The sequence below is a fragment of the Spongiibacter sp. C9W genome (assembly GCF_057370015.1).
In genome coordinates this window covers 1,871,365-1,895,189 of record NZ_CM170672.1, presented here as the reverse complement: position 1 = coordinate 1,895,189, position 23,825 = coordinate 1,871,365, and the positions used below count along the sequence as shown (strand labels likewise).

Below are 23,825 nucleotides of genomic sequence, written 5' to 3'. Positions count from 1 at the left end.
CCGCTGCCGTTTACCCCGCGCCGCCTATTGGGCGCGGGGCGTTAATACGCGTGACAGATAATAAGCGGATGTGTGCATGGCCAATCGCTACAGTTTTGAATTTTTTCCACCCAAGACCGAAGCCGGTCGCGAAAAGCTTGTTGCCACCCGCAATGAGTTGAATAGTCTGGCGCCAGACTTCTTTTCCGTCACCTATGGTGCGGGCGGGTCTACCCGAGACAATACCCGGGGCATCGTGCTCGATGCCAAGGCGGCGGGCATTGATGTCGCCCCTCACTTGTCTTTTGGTGGTGACGAGGAAGAGGAGGTTCTGGCGTTGGTTGAACAGTATCGCCAGGCGGGTGTGCGTCGCATCGTCGCATTGCGCGGTGATATTCCCTCCGGAATGGGGGCAACGCGCTTAGTGTATGCCCGCGAACTCGTCGAGTTCATCCGCAAGCACACCGGCGACCATTTCGAGTTAGAAGTTGCTGCCTACCCGGAGGTTCATCCCGACGCGCCGAGTTACGAGCAGGATGTGGCGTACTTAAAAGAAAAGCTGGATGCCGGCGCAAACAGCGCCATTACCCAGTACTTCTTTAATGCTGACGCGTATTTCTACTTTTTGGATGCCTGCGAAAAGGCCGGTATCGATAAGCCGATCTACCCGGGCATTATGCCGATCACCAACTATGCGAATTTGGCGCGCTTTTCACGCAACTGCGGCGCTGAAATTCCCCGTTGGCTGGCGCGCAAACTCGATGGCTATGGCCAGGATCTGGAGAGCATTGCTGCCTTCGGTGAAGAGTATGTGACGGAAATGTGCCAGATTCTGATGGAGGGCGGCGCACCGGGTATCCACTTTTATACAATGAACCAAGTGCAGCCCGTTAAGCGCATGTTGGAAAGCGTTAAGGCCTCACACCCCTAGCGCGATACGCTACAAATACTTCAACCAATCGTCTGTGAATTGGTCTAGCAGTTTATAGACGTGCTCAAAGGCTTCCCGGCTCTTGCGATAAGGGTCGGGCACTTCTTGATTTTCCGACCATTTACCCAATAAAAACGTCTTGCCGCCAACTTGTGGGGCAATTTTATTGATGCCGCGAACATGTCGCGATTCCATGGTGAGGATGAGGTCGGCCTGGGTCAGCATGTCGCGGTCGACTTGGCGGGCACGGTGGCCGCTGGGGTCGATGCCGTGTTCGCTGAGCAATGCCGCTGCGGTGTCGTCGATGCCTTTGTCCACCAGCGCGCCAAGGCCGGCCGAGTGAATGGTGATGTTGGGTTTCACCTCGGCGAGCTTCTGACGCAGCATGTATTCCGCGCTTGGGCTGCGGCAAATATTACCGATACAGATAACCAGAATATTGTTAAACATCGTTGCCCCTAGTCCTCGCGCTGTAGCGTCTTAACGCCGTCGGCGGTGCCAAGCAGCAGTACGTCGGCGGGCCGCAGGGCAAACAGGCCGTTGGTGACAACGCCAGTGATACCGTTGATGGTTTCTTCCGTTTTTTGTGGGGTGGCGATCATAAAGTCGTAGAGATCGATGATCACATTGCCGTTGTCGGTGACAACGCCCTCGCGGTAGACCGGATTGCCACCCATCTTGAGCAGCTCGCGGGCCACATAGCTGCGCGCCATCGGAATAACTTCAATCGGCAGGGGAAAGGCGCCCAGTTGGTCGACCAATTTACTTTCGTCAGCGATGCAGATGAATTGCTTGCTCGCTGCCGCGACGATTTTCTCTCGGGTGAGTGCGGCGCCGCCGCCTTTGATCAATTCAAGGCGCTGGTTGCTCTCATCCGCGCCGTCCACGTAGACCGCAATTTGGCCGCAACTATTTAACTCAACCACTTCAATGCCGTGGCTGCGCAGCCGTTGTGCCGAGGCTTCAGAGCTGGCTACAGTCGCTTTTATGTCATCTTTTAGGGCGGCGAGCTGGTCGATGAAGCAGTTGGCGGTTGAGCCGGTACCAATACCGATGATTTCGCCGTCGAGGATGGCGGGTTTTACGCGCTCAATGGCCGCTGCGGCCACGGCTTCTTTCAATTGCTGCTGATTCATGGTGGATTCGCTGCGCTGAGAACTGAGAGCGGCAAGTATAAAACTGCGCTGTGGCGAATGCGAGCCGCAAGGCGGTTTCCGGGCGCCTAGACATTTGGGTGATGAGCTTTTATCCTCGACGGTCGCCAACCTATTACACATCATAAAAATGGCGACTCTAGCAAGACTATAGAAACAACAAAATCGGTCGTTAGAGTAGTACTGGCTGCTAAGCCGGTATTTCCGGGATTCCCGGGGGAAGGGTTGCTTTAGGAGACGGCATGAGCCGAATAAGAAAAATAAAAGAAGGAGCGGTTCGAGGGTCGACAACATCAGCAGTGAGCCAACTAGGTATTCAGCGCGTGTTTGCGCCGCTGGCTATTTTGCTGGCATTTACCGTGCTGGGCTATTTGTTGTGGGTTACCTTGAGAACACCGCTGGAAACCGGGCTGCATGTGGTACGCATGGAGCAGTTAGAAGCCGTAAACACCGCAGATCGACAGCTCAATCGGGCCATCGTGCGTGCACCGCTGCAATTAGAAAGTGAGCCGCTGGCTATGCTGGCCGCCGCGGAGCGCTTCGATGAGCAGTCGCGCCAGATCGGTTTTGGTCAGGCTGGCCTCAAGGGGCAGGCGCCGCTTGTGGACCGCGCGTTAAACGACTTCCTGCGCAGCACGAAAGCCAAGTTGGATGCATTGGAGCCCTACCAGGAAACGCTGCGTCGCTTGCGCCTGCTGTTTGCGGCGATGCGCAGCGGCGGTGTTTCGGTGCTCAGCGCACCGGCGATAGAATCGGAAGCTGCTCTCGGGCGCGACATCAAGCGACTGATTCGTGAAGCGACGCAGTACAGCATTATCTCAACAGCAGAAAACGCAGAGCTGCTAGACCAGTTGAGTGCAAGTATCGCGGTTCAGGCCAGTGCTCTGGAGGATACCGACGCACTGGCGGCGCTTTCGCAACTGCTCGATACGGTGGACGGTCTGCGCTTCACTCGAGATGAGTTGAATCAGCAACTGGACGAGATCGCAGAAACCGGTGCTGCCGGCGCACTGGCAACGCTCAAGACGCGCTATGAGAACCACTTTTCCCAGTTGCAGGCAGCGGCAGATCGCAACCGCCAAACCCTGGCTGTCTACGCGGCGGCGCTGCTGCTGGCCTTTGGTTTGATCGCCTGGCGTTTGCGCGGCTCATTCCAAGAGCTGGACCAAGTGAACATGGAGCTGCAGGATGCCAATATCAATCTGGAAGGTATCGTCGCCGAGCGCACCCGTGATTTGAGCACCGCCTTGGAAGACTTGCGTCTGCAGCAGGCACAACTGATCCAATCTGAAAAAATGGCTTCCTTGGGGCAAATGGTGGCGGGTGTCGCCCATGAAATTAATACGCCTCTCGGCTACGCCAACAGCAACGTGTCAATTGTGCGGGAGTTGGTGTCCTCCATGGAGGATGTGATCGACGAAGAAAGCCGCGGCGAGTTCGACATGCTATTGGGCGATGCCCAATACGGCTTAGAACAAATTGCTGAATTGGTTATGAGCCTGAAAAACTTCAGCCGGGTAGATCGCTCGCAAACCGAGCTCTTCGACCTGAATGAGGGGATCGAAACCTCCTTGAAGATTTGCCAAAACCAAATCAAAGACCTGGACATTCAGCGCAACTTTGGCGAGCTACCCGATATTAGTTGCGCACCGTCTCAGTTGAACCAAGTATTTCTGAACTTAATCAATAATGCCGCTCAGGCGATGGATGGCAAGGGAACCCTGACACTCAGCACCGCTGTTGACGGCGACAATGCCGTGGTGCGCGTACGCGATAGTGGCTGCGGTATGGATGCCGAAACCGCCGCGCATATCTTTGAGCCCTTCTTTACTACCAAGCCTGTCGGTGAAGGTACGGGCCTTGGTTTGTCCATTGTGTTTCGCATTATCGAAGATCACGGCGGCCGCATCTCAGTGGAGTCGGAGCCGGGTGTCGGGACCGAGTTTGTTGTCAGCCTGCCGATAGCGGGCAAGGCCGTTCCAGAACAAGCCGTTGTGACCGAAGACAGCATTATTCTCAGTGACAGCGCGGTTTGAGGAGTACGTGATGACTGAAGGCATTGAAAGTAAGGCAAAGATTTTATTCGTGGATGACGAGCCGAGAATTCTCGTCGCCCTAAAGGCTTTGTTTCGCAGTCGCTATCAAGTGTTTACCGCCAATTGTGGCGCGGACGCGGTGGCGTTGTTAGAGCAAGAAGATGTCGATGTTATCGTCTCTGATCAGCGTATGCCGGAAATGACGGGTGTCGAGGTTCTGCGCACAGCGCGCGAGCTCCGGCCGAGAGCGATCCGTGTATTGCTGACCGGCTACTCGGATTTAAGCGCCATATTGGGCGCGATAAATGATGGCGAAATTTTCCGTTTCATCAACAAGCCTTGGTCGAATAACGAATTGCGCGACACCATCGCTGCGGCGGTAAAGGCCTCTGAGGTCGATGTGGCTGAGGATGTCAGTGCTGAGCTGAATCACAGCGAGGTTGAAGAAACCACTGATGAGGCTCAGCCAAGTGCTGAGGCCGCTGAGCCGGGCGAAACCGCCGAGGCGCCGGAGCTGTCTGCGCCCACGGCGAAAACGGTAGTTGATATCGCCGCAGGGCCGGAGGCGCTTCGCAATGAAACGGGCATCCTGGTGCTGGACGAAGACAGCACCACCCGCGACGTTCTGCAGCGCGTGTTGCACAAAGATCGCCCGGTATTTACCGCGGTTGATCTGGACGGCGCACTTGAGGCGCTGGAGTCAGAAAATATCGGCGTGATCATCACCGAGCTATCTATCGGCGGCGAGAGCGTGACGCACCTGCTGACCGCTCTGCGCCAGCATCACCCATCGCTGGTGGCCATAGTACTAACCTCGCGAGCTGATGCCGGCTTGGGAATTGAATTGATCAATCGCGGGCAAATCTACCGCTTCCTGAGCAAACCTATCAGCGAGGGGATGCTGCGCGGCAGTGTTAATTTGGCGGTGCGGCGCTTCGATATTTTGCAAAAGAATCCAGAGCAGACACTGCGTCTGGCTGCTGAAAAAGCGCCAGAGCCACCCAGTGACCGCCGCGGGGTATTCAAGCGTATTGGTCGCTTGTTTGGTCTGACCGCCTGATGCTGCAGAGATAACGATAATAATGAATACAATGATGAATAGTGACGTGTCGGCCAGCAGTGCTCCCAAGAAAAGTTTGGTGCAGTCGGCGGAAATGTTTATCGCTGTGGTGCTGTTCGCAGTGTGCGCAGCGGCAGGACTGGCGGCGTGGTTAATGAGCTTGGGGGATGGCGCAGCCGATGAGTCGGCAACCGTTGAAACGGTGCAGGTATTTGCCTCGCTGGCAGATGCTGAGCTGGCGGATGATGAGCAGGATGTCCTGCTTGCATGGGAACAGCGTTTAGAGCAAACCTTCAACCAGCGTGAACAGGCCTTGCGACAGCAAGAGCAGAGTGCGGTGCTGGAAGAGCAGGCGATGGCGCTCGCTCAGGCGCAAGCGGCGGCAGAGGCAGCCAAGGAAGCGGCGGAGGCGGCTGAGCAGCGCGCCCGGCAGGCTGAATTGGCCCGTAAAAAGGCCTTGGCCGCTCAGGCTAAGCCCGCGGCACCCGTCGCTCCGAAAGTGGCTGCAAAACCTAAACCCAAGGCAAATGCCGAGCGCATCCCGGCAAGCGTGGATTGGAGTAGTTGCCGCAAGCCGCGCTATCCCCGTGCGTCGATCCGCTTGAAGCAGGAAGGCACGGTGACGATGACATTTGCCATCGATGCGCAGGGGCAGGTCGTCAGTGGAGAGGTGCAGCAGAGCAGTGGCGTAGAGCGACTGGATAATGCAGCGCTAGAGGCGATTATGAAGTGTAGCTTTACCCCGGAGACTCTCGGCGGCGAGCCGCAGGCGTCGTCGGCGCAGGTGCGGTTTGGTTGGCGCCTCGGCGGATAAGAGCAGCCGAGTGAATTAAAGCCCGCTACGGCGGGCTTTTTTGTGCCTCTGAATTGCTCGCAGCATGGTGGAGCGCGCAGCGACGCGTTAGACTTGCCGTTTGGTATACGATCATCCCGCCAGCAGGCCGCAATTGGAGTCTCCGACAACATGCCACAGAGTTACATCAAGAAAATTCTCGATGCCCGGGTCTACGATGTTGCTATCGAGTCGCCTGTGGACGAGGCACGTCTGCTGTCGAAAAGGCTGAATAACACCGTGCTGCTCAAGCGCGAGGACTTACAGCCGGTGTTTTCGTTCAAGTTGCGCGGCGCCTATAACAAAATGGTCAACCTCAGTGAGGCCGAGCGCCGCCAGGGCGTGGTGGCCGCGTCGGCGGGAAACCACGCTCAGGGCTTGGCGCTGTCAGCGCTAAAGCTGGGGGTGAAGGCAACAATTGTGATGCCTAAAACCACACCGCAGATCAAAGTGGATGCGGTGCGTTCGCGCGGTGGCAAGGTGGTGTTACACGGGGACACCTACGATGAGGCTTCGGCCTATGCCCAAAAGCTCGTGCAGGAAAAAGGCATGGTGTATGTCCACCCCTATGACGACCCCGATGTTATTGCGGGGCAGGGCACCGTTGGCATGGAAATCTTGCGGCAAGTTACCGGGCCGCTCGACGCGGTATTTGTGCCGGTAGGTGGCGGCGGTCTCGCTGCTGGGGTGGCGGCCTACATCAAATATGTGCGCCCGGATGTGCGCGTTATTGCGGTGGAGCCCGAAGATGCCGCCTGCCTTAAAGTCGCTCTGGAAAAGCAGCGGCGAGTGCGCTTGAAAGAGGTCGGGATTTTCGCCGACGGCGTTGCTGTGGCACAAATCGGCAAGGAAACCTTCCGGGTACTGCGTAAAACCGTCGATGAGGTTGTCACGGCAAATACCGATGAAATTTGCGCAGCAATCAAGGATATCTTTGACGATACCCGCTCGATTGCCGAGCCCGCAGGGGCACTGGCGCTCGCCGGTCTCAAGAAATATGTTGAACAGCACGGCTGTGAAGGCCAGACGCTGTTGGCGATCGACAGTGGCGCGAACACCAATTTCGATCGCCTGCGCTATATCTCGGAGCGCACAGAAATCGGTGAACAGCGCGAGGCGATCTTGAGTGTCACCATTCCCGAGCAGCCCGGGAGCTTCAAAAAATTCTGTGCTGCCCTGGGTAAGCGCAATATCACTGAGTTCAACTACCGCTATGGCGACGATCGCGACGCGCAAATTTTTGTTGGCGTTGCCGTTGCGGCCGGCGGGCAAGGGCGGACGGAGGTCGTCGAATCCTTGCGCAAGTTGGACTACCGGGTCGAAGACATGACCGACAACGAGATGGCCAAGCTACATATCCGCCATATGGTCGGTGGTCATCGCCCCAGCGCGGTCGCCAATGAATTGCTGTACCGGTTTGAATTCCCTGAGCGCCCTGGCGCCTTGATGAATTTCCTGACGCGTTTGGGTAATCGCTGGAATATTTCGCTCTTTCACTACCGCAATCACGGTGCCGCATACGGCCGGGTGTTAGTCGGCCTGCAAGCGGATAAGTCTGAGCGGAAAGCGGTGGAGGCTTTTCTCGACAAACTGGCGTATCCCTTCCATGAAGAGACCGACAACCTCGCGTACCAGCAGTTTCTCAGTTAACGCGCGGCAAAAATTTCTCGGTCGGTGGCGACCCAGTCGAGGGGGATATCCCAGTGCTGTGTCGGTAAGCGCTCCACTTCCTGTAGGTGGTGGGCCAGGCCGATCAGCAGAGGCGTGCTTGCCGCATTGCGGCGCTGCTTAAAGGCCAGCGCTCGGTCGTAGTAGCCGCCGCCCATGCCCAAGCGATTGCCCCGGCGATCGAAACCGACCAGTGGTAGCAGCATCATATCGAGGCGGGCAGGGTCTATCTGTCGGCGGCGCAGGGCATTGGGCTCCGGGATGTTAAAGGTGTTGCTGCGCAGGGTTTGCCCCGGGGCGTGGCGATGGAAACGCATTTGCGCCTGTTTGGTGTCTCGGTGAATAACCGGTAAGTAGCACACCTTGCCGCGTTGCTGGCAGTAGCGAAGCACCTCGTTGGTGGAGATTTCGCCGTCGCTGGCACTGTACAGAGCAATATGCCGAGCGCGCCGGAATTCGGGTAGTTTCCTCAGCTGTTGAAGCAGGCGCTTGGCAGCGCGCCGTTGAGTGGCGGCTGGTAGGTCGCGCCGTTGTTGCCGAAGACGTTGGCGGAGCTGGTTTTTGCTCGATGCATCCATAGTGAAGGCGGGTTGTGGTTGAAGGCGCTGCCTGAAAAGGTAGGACCCAGGATACCGCCGGCCGCGTGGCCCTTGAACCCAGCGGTTCAAGGTGGAACTTACCGCAGCATTTTTAGGCTTTCCGTCACGCGGACATGCACACAAATACTGGCTGGTTCGCTCCGGGTTTTAAAGCATCGGCTCAGGGGTCTGACGGCCTAGCGTATATCCCAGGAATTCACAGTATACCGATAGGCCCACGCGCTTAACAGGGTGGTTAGCCGATATCGAGTTGGCGGCAGCGGTTGAGGGTGTCGTCAATTTTATCGGTAATGCGCTTGCTTACCGTGGCCTCTTGCTCCGTGCTGACGCCGCTTTTGCTGGCTTCGCGTAGCTCGTAGGCAATGTTTAGTGCAGCCATCACGGCGATGCGCTCCAGGCCAATAATTTTTCCGGAGTTGCGTATTTGGCGCATCTGCTGGTCGAGGTAGCGGGCCGCTTCCAGCAAGCCTGTTTGCTCGTCACTCGGGCAGGCAACCTGATACTCCTTGTCGAGAATTTTAACGATGACCGTTTCTTTGCTCACCTTGTCGTCTCCATGTGGCTGGGGCGAGTCATCAGCATTCTTTTTCCAATGCGCGCAGGCGCTGGATCATCGCGTCGACTTTTGCCCGGGCCGTGTCGGTTTTTTCGATCAGCGCTTCGCGCTCAATCTTCCAGTTTTGTGTTTCGGATTTGAGAGTGCGGTTCTCTGCATCCAATTGTTCGCACAGTTGGATGAGCTCATCGACTTTTCGTTCCAAAACCTGCAGCTGTCGATCGTCCATTATTGCCTAGTTCCACGGCCGGGAATGATGTCGTCATAGTAGAGTGGGTGCCAGCGCTCGGTCAACGGTTATACGCGGCGGTGTGAATCGCGGCGGGTATTCGATTTTGCGGCGGATCAGCGCTACCATGCGCCTCCAGTCTTTGATGCCCTTGGAATGCGCAATGTCTAACGAGTTTGACCACGATGATCTCGCTAATCTATTCCTTAATTTAGGTGCTTTGCAGCCCCCGGCGGAGCTCCACGGCTATGCCGTTGGCTTTTTGTCTGTGGGTGGGCGAGTCGAGCGCCAGGCGTGGTTAAAGCACTGTACGGAGCTGCTGGATATCGAGATGCCCAACCCTGACGATGCCGATGCCTTATTCGGCGTTTATAAGAGCGCGCTGGAAGCACTGGGCAGTGAGGACTTGGCACTGCAGTTGATGCTGCCGGGAGACGAGCTTGATCTGGGGCAGCGCATTGTCAGCCTCGGTCAGTGGGTGCAGGGTTTTCTCACTGGCTTTGCGATGGCCGGAAAGCAGCGGCAGAGCGAGGGTGATGCCTTGGATGCGCTGTCTAAAGAGAGCCGCGAGGCATTGAGCGACTTGGCGGCCATTGCGCAAATTTCTGCTGATCAGGCCGACGATGAAGACGGCGAGCAAGACTACGTGGAGATCTGCGAGTATGTGCGAGTCGTGGCGATGACCATTTTTCTTGAGTGTAACGCCGCCACCCCGGCGACGAAGAAGCCCAAGGGCGAGCGATTGCACTGACAACCGAGTAGATCAATTTCCCGTAAAAATAGCTGTGATAAGCTCCTCAAGATCATACACATCAGGGACACTATGAGCATCAGTAAGCAGGAATTTGCGCGTCGCCGTAAGAATTTAATGGCCCTGCTCGAGCCGGGTAGCATTGCCATTGTGCCGTCGGCGTCGTTGCGCACGCGAAGCCGAGACTCCGACTACCCCTTTCGGCAGGACAGTGACTTCTTTTATCTAAGCGGATTCGACGAGCCCGAGGCGGTGTTGGTGTTGTTGCCGGGGCGCCCGCAGGGTGAATACATTCTGTTTTGCCGCGAGCGCGACCCCGCCATGGAATTGTGGGACGGGTATCGCGCTGGCCCGGAGGGCGCCTGCACGGAATATGGCGCCGATGATGCGTTTCCCATTGCGGATATCGACGATATTTTGCCTGGGCTAATCGAAGGTCGACAGCGTGTTTACTATGCGATGGGGCGGCACGCAGAGTTTGATCAGCAGGTTATGAACTGGGTTAATGTTATTCGCTCCAAAGTGCGCAGCGGCGCCCAGCCTCCAGGCGAGTTTCTCGATCTCGACCACTTGCTCCACGATATGCGTTTGTATAAGAGCGCGGCGGAATTGCGGATTATGCGTCGCGCTGGCGAGATATCTGCAAAGGCTCACTGCCGAGCGATGCGTTACTGCCGCCCCGGAGTTTATGAATACCAGCTTGAAGCCGAAATTCAGCATGAATTTGCAATGGCCGGCGCGCGCTTCCCAGCCTACAGCAGTATTGTCGGTGCGGGGAAAAACGGCTGCATCTTGCATTACGTGGAAAACAACAGCGTGATCCGCGATGGCGAGTTGGTGCTGATTGATGCGGGTTGTGAGCTCGAGGGTTACGCTGCGGATATCACGCGTACTTTTCCGGCCAATGGCCGCTTCAATGATGAACAGCGCGCCCTTTACGAGGTGGTACTGGAAGCGCAATTGGCGGCAATAGAAGCCACGCAGCCGGGTAATCATTGGAATCAGCCACATGAAGCGACAGTGAAGGTGATTACCGAAGGCCTGTTGAGGCTCGGGCTGTTAACGGGTGATTTGTCTGAGCTGATAGAAACCGAAGCCTATAAGCCATTTTATATGCACCGAGCCGGGCATTGGCTCGGTATGGATGTGCACGATGTGGGTGATTACAAGGTCGGCGGCGAATGGCGGGTGCTCGAAGAAGGTATGGTGTTAACCATCGAACCGGGTATTTATGTTGCCCCCGACAACGACGCCGTCGAACCGCGTTGGCGCGGGATTGGCATTCGTATTGAAGACGATGTGGTGGTGAGTAAGTCCGGCTGTGAGGTGCTGACGGCGTCAGTGCCTAAGTCGGTTGAAGACATCGAAGCCCTGATGGCGGAGGCGGGCGATGGACGTTGACTACGATGTGCTGATTGCCGGTGGCGGCATGGTTGGCGCCAGCCTTGCCCTGAGCTTGCACAAACACAGCCAGGGCCAGTTAAAAATTGCCGTGGTTGAGAGCTTTCCCCTGCCTCCGCTCAGCGACACGGGGCCGAGTTATCGGCCCAGTTTTGATGCCAGGTCCACCGCGCTGTCATACGGCAGCCGACAAATTTTTGAAAACCTGGAGCTTTGGTCGACGCTGGAGAACCACGTTGCCGATATTCTGAATATCCAGGTTTCTGATCGCGGCCATTTTGGCAGTGCGCTAATGCATTGCGGTGAACTAGAGTGGCCCGCGCTGGGCTATGTTATTGAGAACGCGTGGCTGGGCAATGTACTGCTTAACCATCTGCGGCGTCATACCAATGTACAGTTTATCTCCCCGGCCAGTGTCGAGGCGGTAACGCCAATGGCCGCCAACGTGCAGTTGGATTTACAAGCCGAGGGCGGGGAAACATCCTGCAGCGCGTCTTTGCTGGTCATCGCCGACGGGGCCGATTCGGGACTGTGCCAGCGCCTGGGGATTCACCGCCGTGTGGATGAATATGCGCAAACGGCCGTGATCGCCAATATCGCCACCGAGCTGCCGCATGGCGGAACCGCCTACGAGCGCTTCACTGCCGAAGGGCCTATCGCGATGTTGCCGCTCTTGCCGGACGAGCAAGGTCAGTCGCGCTCTGCCCTGGTATGGACCTTTCCCGAGGATGACGCCGACGCGGCGATGAATTGGACTGATGAGGTCTTTCTGGCGCGCTTGCAGCAGCAGTTTGGCCACCGTTTGGGTCGCTTACTAAAAGTGGGGCAGCGCGTGGCCTTCCCGCTTCGCCTCAGTTTTGCTGAGGAACAAGTACGGCGAAATATTGTGGTGATGGGCAACGCTGCGCATTCACTTCACCCCGTGGCAGGGCAGGGCTTTAACCTCGCCCTGCGCGACGCCGATGCGCTGGCCCAGCGTGTTGCCGCAGCGGTTGCACAGGGACTCAGTGCGGGTGAGCTGTCGGTCTTGCAGGGCTATTTGCGCAGTCAGCATACCGACCAGCAGGTGACGACCTTGTTCTCGGACCGCTTAACCAAACTATTTAGTAACCGTCGGCCTGTACTGAGCCTGGCGAGGAATATGGGGCTGGTCATGCTCGATGCCAGCAAGCCGATAAAATCGCGCTTTACCGCGCGCGCTGCGGGTGTGATAAAAGGCCGAGACATGGAGCTGCCGCTGTGACAGACCGACTGGAAAAATTTGACATTATTGTGGTCGGTGCCGGGCTGGCCGGTGCTGCCTTCGCGCTGGCGATGGCGGACCAGCCGCTGGATATTGTCGTGATCGATGCCCAGCCAGAGCGTGAAGGGTGGCCGCCGCTTGATGAAACCGTAATGGACTATGACGCCAGAGTCAGTGCGCTGACTGACGCGTCGCGTCGCTTCCTGCAGCGGCTGGGAGCGTGGTCTGCTGTGGCAGAAAGGCGGGTGTGCCCCTATCAGGAAATGGTTGTTTGGGATGCTGAGGGCACCGGTGAAATTCATTTTTCGGCCGATGAGGTCGGTGAGTTGGCCCTGGGGCATATTGCCGAGAATCGCTTGGTAACCGCCGCGCTGCACAACCGTTTGCGAGACAGCCGCGTGCGCCTGCTGTTTAACAGTCCTGTTGCGGCCTGGGTGCGAAGTGGTGATCACGGGCAGTTGCAGTTAAATGACGGGCGGCTATTACAGGCGCCGTTGATTGTTGCCGCAGATGGCGCCAATTCGCGTTTGCGTGACTGGGGTGGTTTTCAAACCCGCGAGTGGGATTATCAGCACCACGCGATTGTGTGTACCGTGGAGACCGAAAAGCCCCATCGCGCTACGGCGTGGCAGCGTTTTCTGCCAGAGGGGCCGCTGGCGTTCTTGCCCTTGCCCGACCGCGATGGCGCGCAAAACTTTAGTTCAATCGTCTGGTCGGCAAAGCCCGAGCTGGCCGATACGCTAATGGCGATGGATGACGACGCCTTTTGCCTGGCGCTGGCCCAGCATTTTGAAGGGCGGCTCGGGCGTATCAATGCGGCCAGCCGGCGCGTCCGTTTCCCGCTGCGCCAGCGCCACGCTCAGCGCTATTTTCAGCAGGGTATCGCCCTTATTGGCGATGCCGCGCACACCATTCACCCGCTGGCTGGGCAGGGAATTAATTTGGGCTTCGCCGATGCCGAGGTTCTCGCCGAAGAATGTCAGCGTGCCTTGGCGCGCGGCCTGCCACTCTCTGATGAGCTGCTGCTGTCGCGTTATCAACGGCGACGCAAGGGTGAAAACCTGGCGATGATGGCGGCGATGGAAGGCTTTCAAAATCTGTTTGCCAGCCAAGCCCTGCCATTGCGCCTGTTGAGAAATGCGGGCATGAGCTGGTTAGATCGAGCAGTGCCTATCAAGCGCCAGATTGTTGCTCGCGCGATGGGGCTGGCGCGTCGCTGACCCATTTCCCCGAGAAGTAAAACTTGAGTCATTAAATGATAATTATTATCATTGATGCTGAAGATTTCTTGCCTTCTTACCGTTAAGGACCTGCCCATTATGATATTTCGCTCGGCGCTAGTGTTTAGCTTGTTACTTTCTTTGGTGGCCTGTGGCCGAAGCGAAGAGCCCTCTGGGCCTGAATTGGTTGTTTACAGCTCGCGCATAGAGCAGCTGATTAAACCGATTTTCGACCAATATACTGCTGAGACGGGCGTGAATATTCGCTACGTGACGGACTCTGCCGGGCCGCTGCTGGCGCGCTTGCGTGCCGAGGGAGAGAATACGCCGGCTGATATTTTGGTAACGGTTGATGTTGGCAATCTCTGGCAAGCCGCGCAGCAGGGCTTGTTGGCTGCTCAGACGTCGTCGGTGCTAAACAATAATGTGCCTGAATCTCTGCGTGACCCAGAGGGTCGCTGGACGGGGCTCTCCATTCGCGCCCGCACCATTGTGTACTCGAGTGAGCGTGTAAAGCCCGAGGCGTTGAGTAGTTATGAGGCGCTTGCAGAGCCGCAGTGGGCGGGGCGCCTGTGCTTGCGCACGGCAAAGAAGGTGTACAACCAGTCGCTGGTTGCCACGATGATTAGCGCCGATGGTGCTGAGAACACCGAGCGGGTATTGGCGGCTTGGGTCGATAATTTGGCGGTGCCGCCCTTCTCCAGTGATAACAAAGTAATTGAGGCCATTGCCGCCGGTCAGTGCGATGTGGGTATTGTGAATACCTACTACCTAGCGCGCATGAAGGCAGATGATCCCTCCTTGCCGGTGGACCTGTTTTGGGCGAACCAAACCGGCGAAGCGCCGTTTAATCGCGGCGTGCACGTTAATATCTCCGGCGCTGGCGTGACTGCGGCCAGCAAGCAAAAAGCATTGGCGATGTCATTATTGGAATGGTTGTCCGAGGCGGACGCTCAGCATGCGTTTGCAGAGTTGAATCAGGAATTTCCGGTGAATCGCAACACGCCTCCTTCATCCCTGCTTCAGCACTGGGGCGATTTTAAGGCTGACCAAGTCCCCGTTGTAGAAGCGGGTCGCTTGCAGGCAGAAGCTATCCGAATGATGGACCGCGTGGGTTACCGCTAGATGCAACTTGCCCAGCGTGCCCGCGTGGCGAATCAGCGGCGCTTGCGGCCGACGCCACTGTGGCTACTCAGGGTGGCGGGGGTGGCGCTGGTCTGCGCGGTGCTGGTGCCCGTTGTGGTATTGGCGAGCAGCTGGTTAAGCCCGGAAGTCGAGATATGGCAGCATCTGGTTGATACGCAATTGCCCCGCCTGGTGGCAAATACCCTGTTCCTGATGTTTGGTGTCGGTGTTTTGGTCTCGGTGATCGGCGTCAGTCTGGCGTGGTTCACGGTCATGTGTCAGTTTCCTGGGCGCGCGGCATTTGAATGGTTGTTGATGTTGCCGCTGGCAGTGCCCGCCTATGTTATGGCCTTCGTTGTACTGGGAGTGTTCGACTTTGGCGGCCCATTGCAGACGCAACTGCGGGAGCTGTTAGGCGCCGGTTGGGGCATCGATGTGCGCAATCGGGCCAGTGTAATTGTCGTATTTTCCCTGGTCTTGTACCCCTACGTTTACATGCTGGCGCGCAGCGCCTTTCTGTCTCAAAGTAGCGAGACGCTGGAAGTGGCACGAGTATTGGGTTGCACCAGTCGCCAAGCCTTTTTCCGAGTGGCACTGCCGATGGCGCGACCGGCAATTGCTGCCGGTGTGGGCTTGGCATTAATGGAAACCCTCGCGGATTTTGGCACGGTTGCGGTGTTTAATTACGACACCTTTACCACCGCCATCTACAAGTCTTGGTTCGGCTTCTTCAGTCTGCAAGCTGCTGCGCAGTTGGCATCGTTACTGCTACTTTTCGTTGGCGTGACGCTGTTCGCTGAGCGCCATTCGCGTGGATACGGGCTGTTTGTTCAGGGGGCGAAGCTGCAGCACCTAAGACGCTTTCCGCTGTCGCCGGTGTTGGCTGGCCTGGTGAGCGCTTATTGCGCGTTGATTTTGGCGTTTGCCTTTGTATTGCCCATGCTGCAATTGCTGGACTGGGCCGTGGGCGAGGGGGTAAGCCAGCTGACATCGCGTTTCTTTGCCCTGCTTGGTCACTCCCTTTGGTTGGCTGCCATGGCTGCTGCGCTGACCGTTACCCTGGCGCTACTGCTGGCCTTTTGTCGCCGTTTCAGTCGCGGTCGCTGGGGTAGCATCTTTGCCGCCGCGCAGCTGGGCTACGCGCTGCCCGGGTCGGTGTTGGCAGTGGGAATTATGCTGTCATTCAGTTGGCTTGATCGACAGTGGCTGCTGCCGCTTCAAGCGTGGCTGGGGCTCGACCCCAAGCCCCTGTTGATGGGAACCGTGCTGACCCTGCTGGCCGCTTACTGGATTCGTTTTTTAGCGGTTGCCAGTGGTCCACTGGACTCGGCGTTAGAACGAGTGAAACCGAGTTTGCCCGAGGTGGCCAGAACCCTGGGCGCCGGGAATTGGCGCCTGCTTTGGGAGGTTTATCTGCCGATGTTGCGCCCGGGCGTGTTGACGGCTCTGGTGTTGGTGTTTGTCGACGTGATGAAAGAAATGCCCGCCACGCTGTTGTTGCGGCCGTTTGGCTGGGACACCTTGGCGGTGCGGATATTTGAAATGACGGCTGAAGGGCAGTGGCAGTTGGCGGCGTTGCCTGCCCTGACGCTGGTATTGGCGGGTTTAATACCGGTGATGTTAAGCATTCGTGCCAGTCGCGGGCGCTGAGGCCTTTGTATTTGCCGGCAGCGGCGGTAAAATGCGCTGCAAATATCCCTTGTCAGCCAGGAGCGCTCCATGAGCAACACCCCCAGCGAACTGAAGTATGCCAGCAGCCATGAGTGGGCTCGCTTGGAAGAAGACGGCACTGTTACTGTGGGCATCACCCATCACGCGCAGGACTCGCTCGGCGACGTAGTCTTCGTAGAGCTGCCAGAAGTGGGCGCGGAATATGGTGCCGGTGAAGAGGCAGCAGTGGTCGAGTCAGTGAAAGCGGCTTCTGACATTTACGCGCCTGTATCGGGCGAAGTCGTTGCCGTGAACGACGCGCTTGAAGAAAGCCCCGAAACGGTAAATGAATACCCCTATAGCGACGGTTGGTTCTTCCGCTTGAAGCCCAGCGACGTTAGCGAACTGGATAACCTGCTTAGCAACGACGATTACGACGCACAATGTGAAGGCTAATCTCGCCTTCTACGCGATGACGGCGGCCTCGCAATAGCGTGTGCCGCCGTTTTTTTGCTCAGCGTAAACTCACAATTGGCCAGCCGGCTTCTTCGGCGGCGGCGCGCAAGGTATCGTCGGGGTCGACAGCCACGGGGTTGTCGACGTGCTTCAGCAAGGGTAGGTCGTTGTGGGAGTCACTGTAAAAATAACTGCCTGTGAGCGTCTCGCCATTTTCGCGTAGCCAGCGCTGCAGGCGCACAACCTTGCCTGCTTGGAAACACGGTATATCGGTGCTGTCTCCGGTGTAGCGTCCATCGCGGAGCTCAGGCTCGCTGGCTAACATCACCTTAATGCCCATGGCGCGCGCAATGGGCTCGGTGACAAAGCGGTTAGTGGCGGTAATAATCATTAGGCAATGCCCCTGCTGGCGATGCTTGTCGATCAGAGCCTGTGCTCGCGGCAGGCGCATGGGGGTAATGTAACTCGCCATAAAGTCTTGATGCAGGGCGGATAGCTCTGCCGGTGATTTCCCGGCGATGGGGGCAAGGGCGAAGCGCAGGTAGGCTTCGATGTCGAGGCCACCCTGTTGGTATTGTTGATAGAATTCATCATTGCGCCGACGGTGTTCGTCACCATCCACGAGGCCCCGCTCGACGAGGAATTCCCCCCAGGCGTGATCACTGTCACCGGCAATCAGGGTGTTGTCGAGGTCGAATATCGCCAAGGTCATCGTAAACCCTTACTTAACTAGGCCCGTTGGCTGGGCGTGACTGCAAAAACGGCAAGCATAGCTTCTCGGCGTGGCTTTTGCATCGGCTTTTGCCTTGTCTGCTCTGGCATTGGCAGCACTGCGCGAATTTGCAGCCGCTGGGGCGAATTCCCAGCTCCACGAATTTGTGGAACAATAGATCAAATTAGAAAAAAACGTTAACACAGGTGAGCATGTGATTGATTCGGATGGATTTCGTCCCAACGTTGGCATTGTTATCGCCAATGACTGCGGTCAGGTGTTGTGGGCGCGCCGTGTCGGTCAGAGCGCCTGGCAATTTCCCCAGGGTGGGATTAACGACGGCGAAACCCCAGAGCAGGCCCTGTACCGCGAGCTGTATGAAGAGGTTGGCCTGAGAGAAAGCGATGTTGAAATTCTCGCTTGCACGCGCGGTTGGTTGCGCTACCGATTGCCCAAACGGCTGATTCGTAAAGACAATAAGCCGCTGTGTATCGGTCAGAAGCAAAAGTGGTTTTTGTTGCGAATGGTCGGTAATGAGGCCGATATCCGCTTTAATTGTGGCCGCAAGCCAGAGTTTGATTATTGGCAGTGGGTGAGCTACTGGTATCCACTCGGCCAGGTGGTGGCCTTTAAGCGTGAAGTGTACCGCCGCGCGATGAAAGAGCTGGCGGGCAGGCATGTTCGTCTACTGCGAGATACCCAAGGGAGTCATTCAAGCTGATGCTGGCGGCGCTGCGAGGAATAGTTCAGGCGGTTAATGCGGCGGGTAATCTGCAGGCAGCGCTGGATATTATTGTCGAGCGCATTGCTGAGGTGATGGGCACCGAGGTGTGCACGGTCTACCTTCGCAACCCCGAGAGTGGTCGTCTCATCTTTATGGCGAACCAAGGCCTCAACCCAGATTTAATCGGGAAAGCGAGCCTGGCGGCCGACGAGGGGTTGGTCGGCCAGGTGGCGCGCCGCGAGGAGCCGCTGAACCTCGACCACGCCGAGAAACACCCCAACTTTTTATTGCTACCGGGTATTGGTGAAGAGCAATACCACTCTTTCCTGGGGGCACCCATTATCCACCAGCGCGAAGTGCTGGGGGTGTTGGTTGTGCAGCAGAAGGATAGCCGCCGCTTCGACGAAGAAGAAGAGGCGTTTTTGGTCACCATGTCCGCGCAGTTGGCAGGTGTGTTGGCCCATGCGCGAGCAACCGGTTCAATTTCAAAGACGCAAGATTCTGTGACCGCTTCTGCCTTGTTTAAAGGGATCGCGGGCGCGCCGGGCGTGGCCATTGGTCGCGCGGTAGTGATCGTTCCCAGTGCTGAGTTGCATTCGGTGCCTCAGCGCCGCAGCGAGGACGCCGACGCAGAGCTGCGGGCCTTTGAGGCGGCGCTCGATGCGGTGCGCGTCGATATTCGCGAGCTCAGTGGCAAGCTTGTCGGGCAACTGTCTCCGGAAGAATTGGCATTGTTCGATGTCTATCTGCGAATTCTCGATGACGGCGTCTGGCTGTCTGAAGTGGAGGCAAAAATTCGCGAGGGCGAGTGGGCGCAGGGGGCATTGGCTCAGGTTGTCAGTGGCCACATCAACACCTTTGAAATGATGGACGACCCGTATTTCAAAGATCGCGCAACCGACATTAAAGACCTTGGGCGGCGGGTGTTGAGTTACTTGCAGGCGAGTAACGAGCGCGATACCGATTACCCCGCTGACACAATCCTGGTCGGCGAAGAACTAACGGCGTCGATGCTTGGGGAGGTTCCCAGAGAAAAGCTGGTGGGCATGGTGTCGGTGAGAGGCTCCAGCAACTCCCATGTTGCGATTCTGGCGCGAGCGATGGGCATCCCCACGGTGATGGGGGCAAGCGATTTGCCCTATACCCAAATAGAGCATGCCAGCCTGGTCGTTGATGGTTACAGTGGCTATGTGCACTACAATCCAACGCCGGAAGTCTCTGAGCATTTTCGGGCCTTACTTGAGGAAGATCAGGCCCTGAGCCAGGGGCTGGAGGCACTCCGTGACTTGCCGAGCGAAACGCGTGATGGCCATCGCATGCCGCTGTGGGTGAACACCGGTTTGATGGCGGATGTCGCGCGCTCGCTCGATCGCGGGGCAGAGGGCGTTGGCCTGTATCGAACAGAAATTCCTTTCCTATTGCGAGAGCGCTTCCCCAGTGAAGAAGAGCAGCGGATTATTTACCGCGAGCAATTGCTAGCTTTTGCACCGCTACCGGTCACCATGCGCACCCTGGATATTGGTGGTGACAAGGCGCTGCCATACTTCCCCATTGATGAGGAAAATCCTTTTCTAGGATGGCGCGGCATTCGCGTTACGTTGGACCACCCCGAAATATTTCTGGTGCAAGTCAGGGCGATGCTCAAGGCGAGCTCGGGGCTGGATAACCTTCGCATCATGTTGCCGATGATCAGCAACGTCCAAGAGGTGGATGAGGCCCTGGTGCTGGTGCGTCGCGCTTATGATGAGCTGGTTGAGGATGGTTGGGATATCAGCCTGCCCCCTATTGGCGTGATGGTGGAGGTGCCCGCGGCGGTGTACCAAGCCCGTCAACTTGCGCGTCGTGTCGATTTTCTGTCGGTCGGGTCGAATGACCTGACGCAATACTTGCTAGCGGTGGATCGCAATAATACCCGCGTGGCTGATCTCTATCACGCCTACCACCCAGCAGTGCTGGGCAGCTTACTGAATGTAGTGGATGCCGCGCATGCCGAAGGTAAACCGGTGGGTATTTGTGGTGAGCTGGCAGGCGACCCCGGAGCGGTGCTGCTATTGACCGCGATGGGCTACGACATGCTCTCGATGAACGATAACAGCTTGCTGCGTGTAAAAGCGGTGGTTAGAGCGTCGACGATGAGTGACTTGAAAAACCTGCTAACAACCGCGATGGCTGCCGATACGGCTGATGAAGTCCGCGCCTTATTGCGCAGTGCGCTGGCCGAATCCGGGATGGAAAAGTTATTGCCCCCCGGGCCCTGAGGGCTTGCCCGCGTACCTGAGCATTACACCTGAAAATGGCGAAGTTCGGCCGGGCGCTGTTCGCTGTCGTAACCTTGCTCCCACAGCTCCGCGCCGCCTTTGCGAACAAAAACGATGCTAGTGGAACGGGTGCCGTAGACTGAGCTTCGCACAAAGCGGCAGGACAACATCTTTTGTAGCTCGTCGTCACTGTCGACAGTGGGGCTGTCGTCTTGCATGAATGTCAGCAAGGGTGTTGGGTCGTCGTGCCCTGCCGCTAAGGGCTTGAAGGCGGCGAGCGCCTGATCCGTTTTTGCGCTGTGCGCCGTGTGTGGGATGTTGCCAATACAGTGTATCCCCGCTTCTAAGTTGTTCCAGCCCGAAGAGATATTGTCGCTGTGAGCCAGAGTGCTGCCGTCAAATGCGATAAAGTTGAAGGGGCGGTACTGGTATTTCTCTGCCTCTAATTCATCGAAAAACGTTGAGCAGCGCTCGCTGCTATCGAGGAAGCGGCGAACCAGCTCGCCGCGGCTTTGATCGCCGACGTCCCGATTGCGTAAGTTGGTAATGGCGGCGAAGCGCCCGTTGGTGCTTAAACCCAGCCAGCTGCCGCCAAATTGCTGATCCCTGCCGGCCAGAATGTGGGGTGACTCTGGCCAAAAGTGCGCTGGGAGAGTGGGGCGCTCAAAAAATTCGTCTCGGTTTGCGGCGACGATCAGGGGGCGCGCTGACTGTTGTTGCCAAGACAGTAAAATTAAACACATGGCGGGTGGCACTTGAAATCAGGGCTGTCCATAATAGCAGGCTTTGTGGCGGAGAGCTGGCGTGACCGTTGTTCTTATCTATCTCGCTGTTGGTGCGCTAGCAGGCCTGTCTGCGGGGTTGTTTGGGGTGGGCGGCGGCCTGGTGATAGTGCCGGCGCTGATCTACTGCTTTGCGCTGCAGGGGGTGTCATCGCTGGTTGCGGTTCAGCTGGCGGTGGGGACATCGCTGGCCAGCATTGTATTCACTTCTGTGAGCTCCGTAAGGGCGCATCAGCGTCACGGCAACGTTGATTGGCCAACCTGGCGGCTACTGGCACCCGGTATTGCGATTGGCGTAGTGGGCGGTGTTGCCCTTGCGGCCTCCCTGCCCGGTGAGCGCCTCAAGTTAGTGTTTGGTATTTTTGCTCTGTTGATTGCTGCGCAAATGGCATTTGGCTTATCACCATCCGCCGACCGGCAGTTGCCGGCTCGCCCGCAAACGCTGCTGGCCGGCGGTTTTATCGGTTTCTTATCGGCGCTGTTTGGCATCGGTGGTGGCTCACTCACCGTGCCCTTTCTCACATGGTGCAATGTGAAGATGCAGCGCGCGGTGGCAACGTCCGCAGCCTGCGGTTTACCCATTGCCATTGTCGGTGCGCTGACAAATATTGTTGCCGGTTATGGGCACTCAGCGCTGCCTGCGTGGTCTAGTGGTTTTGTGTATTGGCCGGCATTGCTTGCAATCATCCTGTGCAGCACCCCCTGCGCTAAATTGGGCGCTAATCTGGCTCAGAAACTACCTGCTCGTCGGCTAAAGCAAGGTTTTGCGTTATTTCTGCTCGCGGTTGGCAGCCACTTTATATACGGAGCTCTTTAATATGCTCAGGCATCCAGACATCGACCCTGTTGCCGTTCAGCTGGGGCCACTGGCGATACATTGGTACGGCCTGATGTACTTAGCGGGTTTTGCCGCGGCTTGGTACATCGGCAAAATGCGCTGCAGACAGCCCTGGAGTCCGTTGAAGGAGGATCAGTTGGAAGATCTGATCTTCTATGGGGCGCTGGGGGTTATTCTCGGTGGCCGGTTTGGCTATGTGGTGTTTTACAATTTCGAGCAATTTCTCGCTGACCCGCTTTGGCTTTTCCGTATTTGGGAAGGGGGCATGGCGTTTCATGGTGGGTTCTTGGGTGTCGTGCTTGCCATCGCGATCTACGCCAAGCGTATTGATGTGTCGATCTATGCGCTGTGGGACTTTATTGCTCCCTTGGTTCCCATAGGGTTGGGTCTTGGACGCATTGGCAACTTCATCGGTCAGGAACTCTGGGGGCGGCCAACCGACAGTGCGATCGGGATGGTCTTTCCGCGCGACCCCAGTCAGTTGCCGCGCCACCCGTCGCAGCTTTACCAGTTTGCGTTAGAGGGCGTGTTGCTGTTTTTGATCGTGTTCCTCTATACCCGCAAGCAGCGCCCCCGGTTGGCGCCCGGCGCACTCTTTGTGCTGTGCTACGGGATTTTCAGATTTGTCGTGGAGTTTTTCCGCGAGCCCGATGGCCATATCGGCTTCGATGCGCTTGGCTGGGTAACGCGCGGGCAGTTATTGTCGCTGCCGATGATTGCGGTGGGGTTGGGGGTGTTGATCTACGCCTACCGTCGAGACAGAGTGCAAGGATAGGGTTATGCAACAGTATTTAGATTTATTGCGCGATGTGCGTGACAACGGTGTGGATAAAGGTGACCGCACCGGAGTGGGAACGCGCTCGGTATTTGGTCGCCAGCTGCGCTTTGATCTGCAGGCGGGCTTTCCGTTGTTAACCACCAAGAAGGTGCACCTTCGCAGCATTATTTATGAGTTGATTTGGTTCTTAAATGGCAGTTGTGACAACAACTGGCTGCGAGAGCGAGGGGTGACGATCTGGGATGAGTGGGCGCTGGAGGATGGCGACCTGGGGCCGATCTATGGCAAACAGTGGCGAAGCTGGGCCTGCCCTGATGGGTCGACCATTGACCAGATTAGTGAAGTGGTGGATATGATCCGTCGCAAACCGGACTCGCGGCGTTTGCTGGTGAATGCCTGGAACCCCGCTGACCTTCCCGATGAGTCGGTGAGCCCTCAGGACAATGTGCGTGCTGGGCGTGCCGCGTTGCCGCCGTGTCACACCTTGTTCCAGTTTTATGTCGCCAATGGCCGCTTGTCTTGCCAGCTCTACCAGCGCAGCGCCGATTTATTCCTCGGGGTGCCTTTTAATATCGCCAGCTATGCCCTGCTGACACATATGATTGCGCAGCAGTGCGATTTGGATGTTGGTGAGTTTGTGCACACCTTCGGTGACTGCCACCTCTATCAAAACCATCTCACCGATGAGATTGTCGAAGAGCAATTGCGTCGCCAGCCTCGCGCGCGGCCAACGCTGCGCATAAATCGTCGTCCGGCGTCGATTTTCGATTATGACTTTGCCGACTTCGAGTTCGAAGGCTATGACCCCCACCCAGCCATCAAGGCTCCCATTGCTATATAAAA

The 23,825-nt window shown here is 57.1% G+C and carries 24 protein-coding genes and 1 other RNA gene; 17 read left to right on the top strand and 8 right to left on the bottom strand.

Annotation, left to right across the window (positions count from 1 at the left end; all coding sequences use genetic code 11):
- Positions 1-76 precede the first annotated feature (76 nt).
- Positions 77-910, top strand: coding sequence for a methylenetetrahydrofolate reductase [NAD(P)H] (metF, locus tag AC2Q8J_RS09060; protein WP_204994677.1), 834 nt, complete (start codon positions 77-79; stop codon positions 908-910).
- A 9-nt stretch (positions 911-919) separates the two neighbouring features.
- Here the strand turns inward: metF and AC2Q8J_RS09055 are convergent, their stop codons facing one another.
- Both AC2Q8J_RS09055 and rpiA read right to left on the bottom strand, forming a co-directional pair.
- Complete coding sequence (locus AC2Q8J_RS09055) at positions 920-1,360, bottom strand: low molecular weight protein-tyrosine-phosphatase (protein WP_204994676.1); 441 nt, start codon at positions 1,358-1,360, stop codon at positions 920-922.
- A gap of 8 nt (positions 1,361-1,368) precedes the next feature.
- Positions 1,369-2,046 (bottom strand): ribose-5-phosphate isomerase RpiA, encoded by a 678-nt coding sequence (gene rpiA / locus AC2Q8J_RS09050; protein ID WP_424142959.1) that lies wholly within the window; start codon positions 2,044-2,046, stop codon positions 1,369-1,371.
- Positions 2,047-2,306: 260 nt separating this feature from the next.
- On the opposite strand from rpiA, the gene AC2Q8J_RS09045 reads away from it, so the two are divergent.
- The 4 genes from AC2Q8J_RS09045 to ilvA all read left to right on the top strand — a co-directional run bounded on the left by AC2Q8J_RS09045 (position 2,307) and on the right by ilvA (position 7,642).
- Entirely contained in the window at positions 2,307-4,100 is a 1,794-nt protein-coding gene (locus tag AC2Q8J_RS09045; RefSeq protein WP_424144024.1) for a sensor histidine kinase, read from the top strand.
- 10 nt (positions 4,101-4,110) lie between these two features.
- Positions 4,111-5,160 carry a response regulator gene (locus AC2Q8J_RS09040; protein WP_204994673.1) on the top strand — a complete coding sequence of 350 codons (1,050 nt, stop codon included), beginning with the start codon at positions 4,111-4,113 and terminating at the stop codon, positions 5,158-5,160.
- A gap of 22 nt (positions 5,161-5,182) precedes the next feature.
- Entirely contained in the window at positions 5,183-5,974 is a 792-nt protein-coding gene (locus AC2Q8J_RS09035; RefSeq protein WP_204994672.1) for an energy transducer TonB, read from the top strand.
- 132 nt (positions 5,975-6,106) lie between these two features.
- Positions 6,107-7,642 carry a threonine ammonia-lyase, biosynthetic gene (gene ilvA, locus AC2Q8J_RS09030; RefSeq protein WP_286696349.1) on the top strand — a complete coding sequence of 512 codons (1,536 nt, stop codon included), beginning with the start codon at positions 6,107-6,109 and terminating at the stop codon, positions 7,640-7,642.
- Here the strand turns inward: ilvA and AC2Q8J_RS09025 are convergent.
- The 4 genes from AC2Q8J_RS09025 to AC2Q8J_RS09010 all read right to left on the bottom strand — a co-directional run bounded on the left by AC2Q8J_RS09025 (position 7,639) and on the right by AC2Q8J_RS09010 (position 9,044).
- A complete protein-coding gene (locus tag AC2Q8J_RS09025; RefSeq protein WP_486451100.1) occupies positions 7,639-8,238 on the bottom strand; it encodes a 5-formyltetrahydrofolate cyclo-ligase in 600 nt (199 codons plus the stop codon). The two genes, ilvA and AC2Q8J_RS09025, sit on opposite strands and share 4 nt — an antisense overlap.
- Positions 8,239-8,277: 39 nt before the next feature.
- Positions 8,278-8,457, bottom strand: a non-coding RNA gene (gene ssrS / locus AC2Q8J_RS09020) — 6S RNA.
- A gap of 37 nt (positions 8,458-8,494) precedes the next feature.
- Positions 8,495-8,803: a cell division protein ZapA gene (locus AC2Q8J_RS09015; protein WP_204994669.1), complete on the bottom strand. Its 309-nt coding sequence runs from the start codon at positions 8,801-8,803 to the stop codon at positions 8,495-8,497.
- Between the two features lie 31 nt (positions 8,804-8,834).
- On the bottom strand, positions 8,835-9,044 hold the full coding sequence (locus AC2Q8J_RS09010; protein ID WP_027873145.1) for a TIGR02449 family protein: 210 nt from the start codon (positions 9,042-9,044) through the stop codon (positions 8,835-8,837).
- 163 nt (positions 9,045-9,207) lie between these two features.
- Between AC2Q8J_RS09010 and AC2Q8J_RS09005 the strand changes: the two genes are divergently transcribed.
- The 7 genes from AC2Q8J_RS09005 to gcvH all read left to right on the top strand — a co-directional run bounded on the left by AC2Q8J_RS09005 (position 9,208) and on the right by gcvH (position 16,890).
- Positions 9,208-9,795: a UPF0149 family protein gene (locus tag AC2Q8J_RS09005; protein WP_204994668.1), complete on the top strand. Its 588-nt coding sequence runs from the start codon at positions 9,208-9,210 to the stop codon at positions 9,793-9,795.
- Between the two features lie 72 nt (positions 9,796-9,867).
- Complete coding sequence (gene pepP / locus AC2Q8J_RS09000; RefSeq protein WP_374972835.1) at positions 9,868-11,196, top strand: Xaa-Pro aminopeptidase; 1,329 nt, start codon at positions 9,868-9,870, stop codon at positions 11,194-11,196.
- Complete coding sequence (gene ubiH / locus AC2Q8J_RS08995; RefSeq protein ID WP_486451099.1) at positions 11,186-12,439, top strand: 2-octaprenyl-6-methoxyphenyl hydroxylase; 1,254 nt, start codon at positions 11,186-11,188, stop codon at positions 12,437-12,439. The genes pepP and ubiH overlap by 11 nt, the downstream gene beginning before the upstream one ends.
- Positions 12,436-13,659 carry an FAD-dependent monooxygenase gene (locus tag AC2Q8J_RS08990; RefSeq protein WP_486451098.1) on the top strand — a complete coding sequence of 408 codons (1,224 nt, stop codon included), beginning with the start codon at positions 12,436-12,438 and terminating at the stop codon, positions 13,657-13,659. Before ubiH ends, AC2Q8J_RS08990 begins: the two co-directional genes overlap by 4 nt.
- 99 nt (positions 13,660-13,758) lie before the next feature.
- The gene (locus AC2Q8J_RS08985; protein ID WP_204994664.1) at positions 13,759-14,784 is read left to right on the top strand and encodes an extracellular solute-binding protein; all 1,026 of its coding nucleotides are present in this window, start codon (positions 13,759-13,761) and stop codon (positions 14,782-14,784) included.
- Positions 14,785-16,434, top strand: a complete 1,650-nt coding sequence (locus AC2Q8J_RS08980) for an ABC transporter permease (protein WP_486451097.1) — start codon at positions 14,785-14,787, stop codon at positions 16,432-16,434.
- Positions 16,435-16,503: 69 nt separating this feature from the next.
- Positions 16,504-16,890, top strand: a complete 387-nt coding sequence (gene gcvH / locus AC2Q8J_RS08975; RefSeq protein ID WP_204994662.1) for a glycine cleavage system protein GcvH — start codon at positions 16,504-16,506, stop codon at positions 16,888-16,890.
- Between the two features lie 58 nt (positions 16,891-16,948).
- Here gcvH and AC2Q8J_RS08970 read toward each other — a convergent pair whose 3' ends face one another.
- Positions 16,949-17,602, bottom strand: a complete 654-nt coding sequence (locus tag AC2Q8J_RS08970; protein ID WP_424144029.1) for a histidinol-phosphatase — start codon at positions 17,600-17,602, stop codon at positions 16,949-16,951.
- 214 nt (positions 17,603-17,816) lie between these two features.
- Between AC2Q8J_RS08970 and rppH the strand changes: the two genes are divergently transcribed.
- Positions 17,817-18,323, top strand: a complete 507-nt coding sequence (gene rppH / locus AC2Q8J_RS08965; RefSeq protein ID WP_204994660.1) for an RNA pyrophosphohydrolase — start codon at positions 17,817-17,819, stop codon at positions 18,321-18,323.
- Positions 18,323-20,584: a phosphoenolpyruvate--protein phosphotransferase gene (gene ptsP, locus AC2Q8J_RS08960; RefSeq protein WP_204994659.1), complete on the top strand. Its 2,262-nt coding sequence runs from the start codon at positions 18,323-18,325 to the stop codon at positions 20,582-20,584. The genes rppH and ptsP overlap by 1 nt, the downstream gene beginning before the upstream one ends.
- Positions 20,585-20,607: 23 nt before the next feature.
- Here the strand turns inward: ptsP and AC2Q8J_RS08955 are convergent, their stop codons facing one another.
- Positions 20,608-21,327, bottom strand: a complete 720-nt coding sequence (locus AC2Q8J_RS08955; protein WP_486451096.1) for an NRDE family protein — start codon at positions 21,325-21,327, stop codon at positions 20,608-20,610.
- A 61-nt stretch (positions 21,328-21,388) separates the two neighbouring features.
- Between AC2Q8J_RS08955 and AC2Q8J_RS08950 the strand changes: the two genes are divergently transcribed.
- Genes AC2Q8J_RS08950 through AC2Q8J_RS08940 form a run of 3 tightly spaced genes read left to right on the top strand, consistent with a single transcriptional unit; the run spans position 21,389 to position 23,823 of the window.
- Positions 21,389-22,183 (top strand): TSUP family transporter, encoded by a 795-nt coding sequence (locus AC2Q8J_RS08950; protein WP_204994657.1) that lies wholly within the window; start codon positions 21,389-21,391, stop codon positions 22,181-22,183.
- A gap of 1 nt (position 22,184) precedes the next feature.
- Positions 22,185-22,979, top strand: coding sequence for a prolipoprotein diacylglyceryl transferase (lgt, locus tag AC2Q8J_RS08945; RefSeq protein ID WP_204994656.1), 795 nt, complete (start codon positions 22,185-22,187; stop codon positions 22,977-22,979).
- A gap of 4 nt (positions 22,980-22,983) precedes the next feature.
- Positions 22,984-23,823 carry a thymidylate synthase gene (locus AC2Q8J_RS08940; RefSeq protein WP_204994655.1) on the top strand — a complete coding sequence of 280 codons (840 nt, stop codon included), beginning with the start codon at positions 22,984-22,986 and terminating at the stop codon, positions 23,821-23,823.
- Positions 23,824-23,825 lie beyond the last annotated feature (2 nt).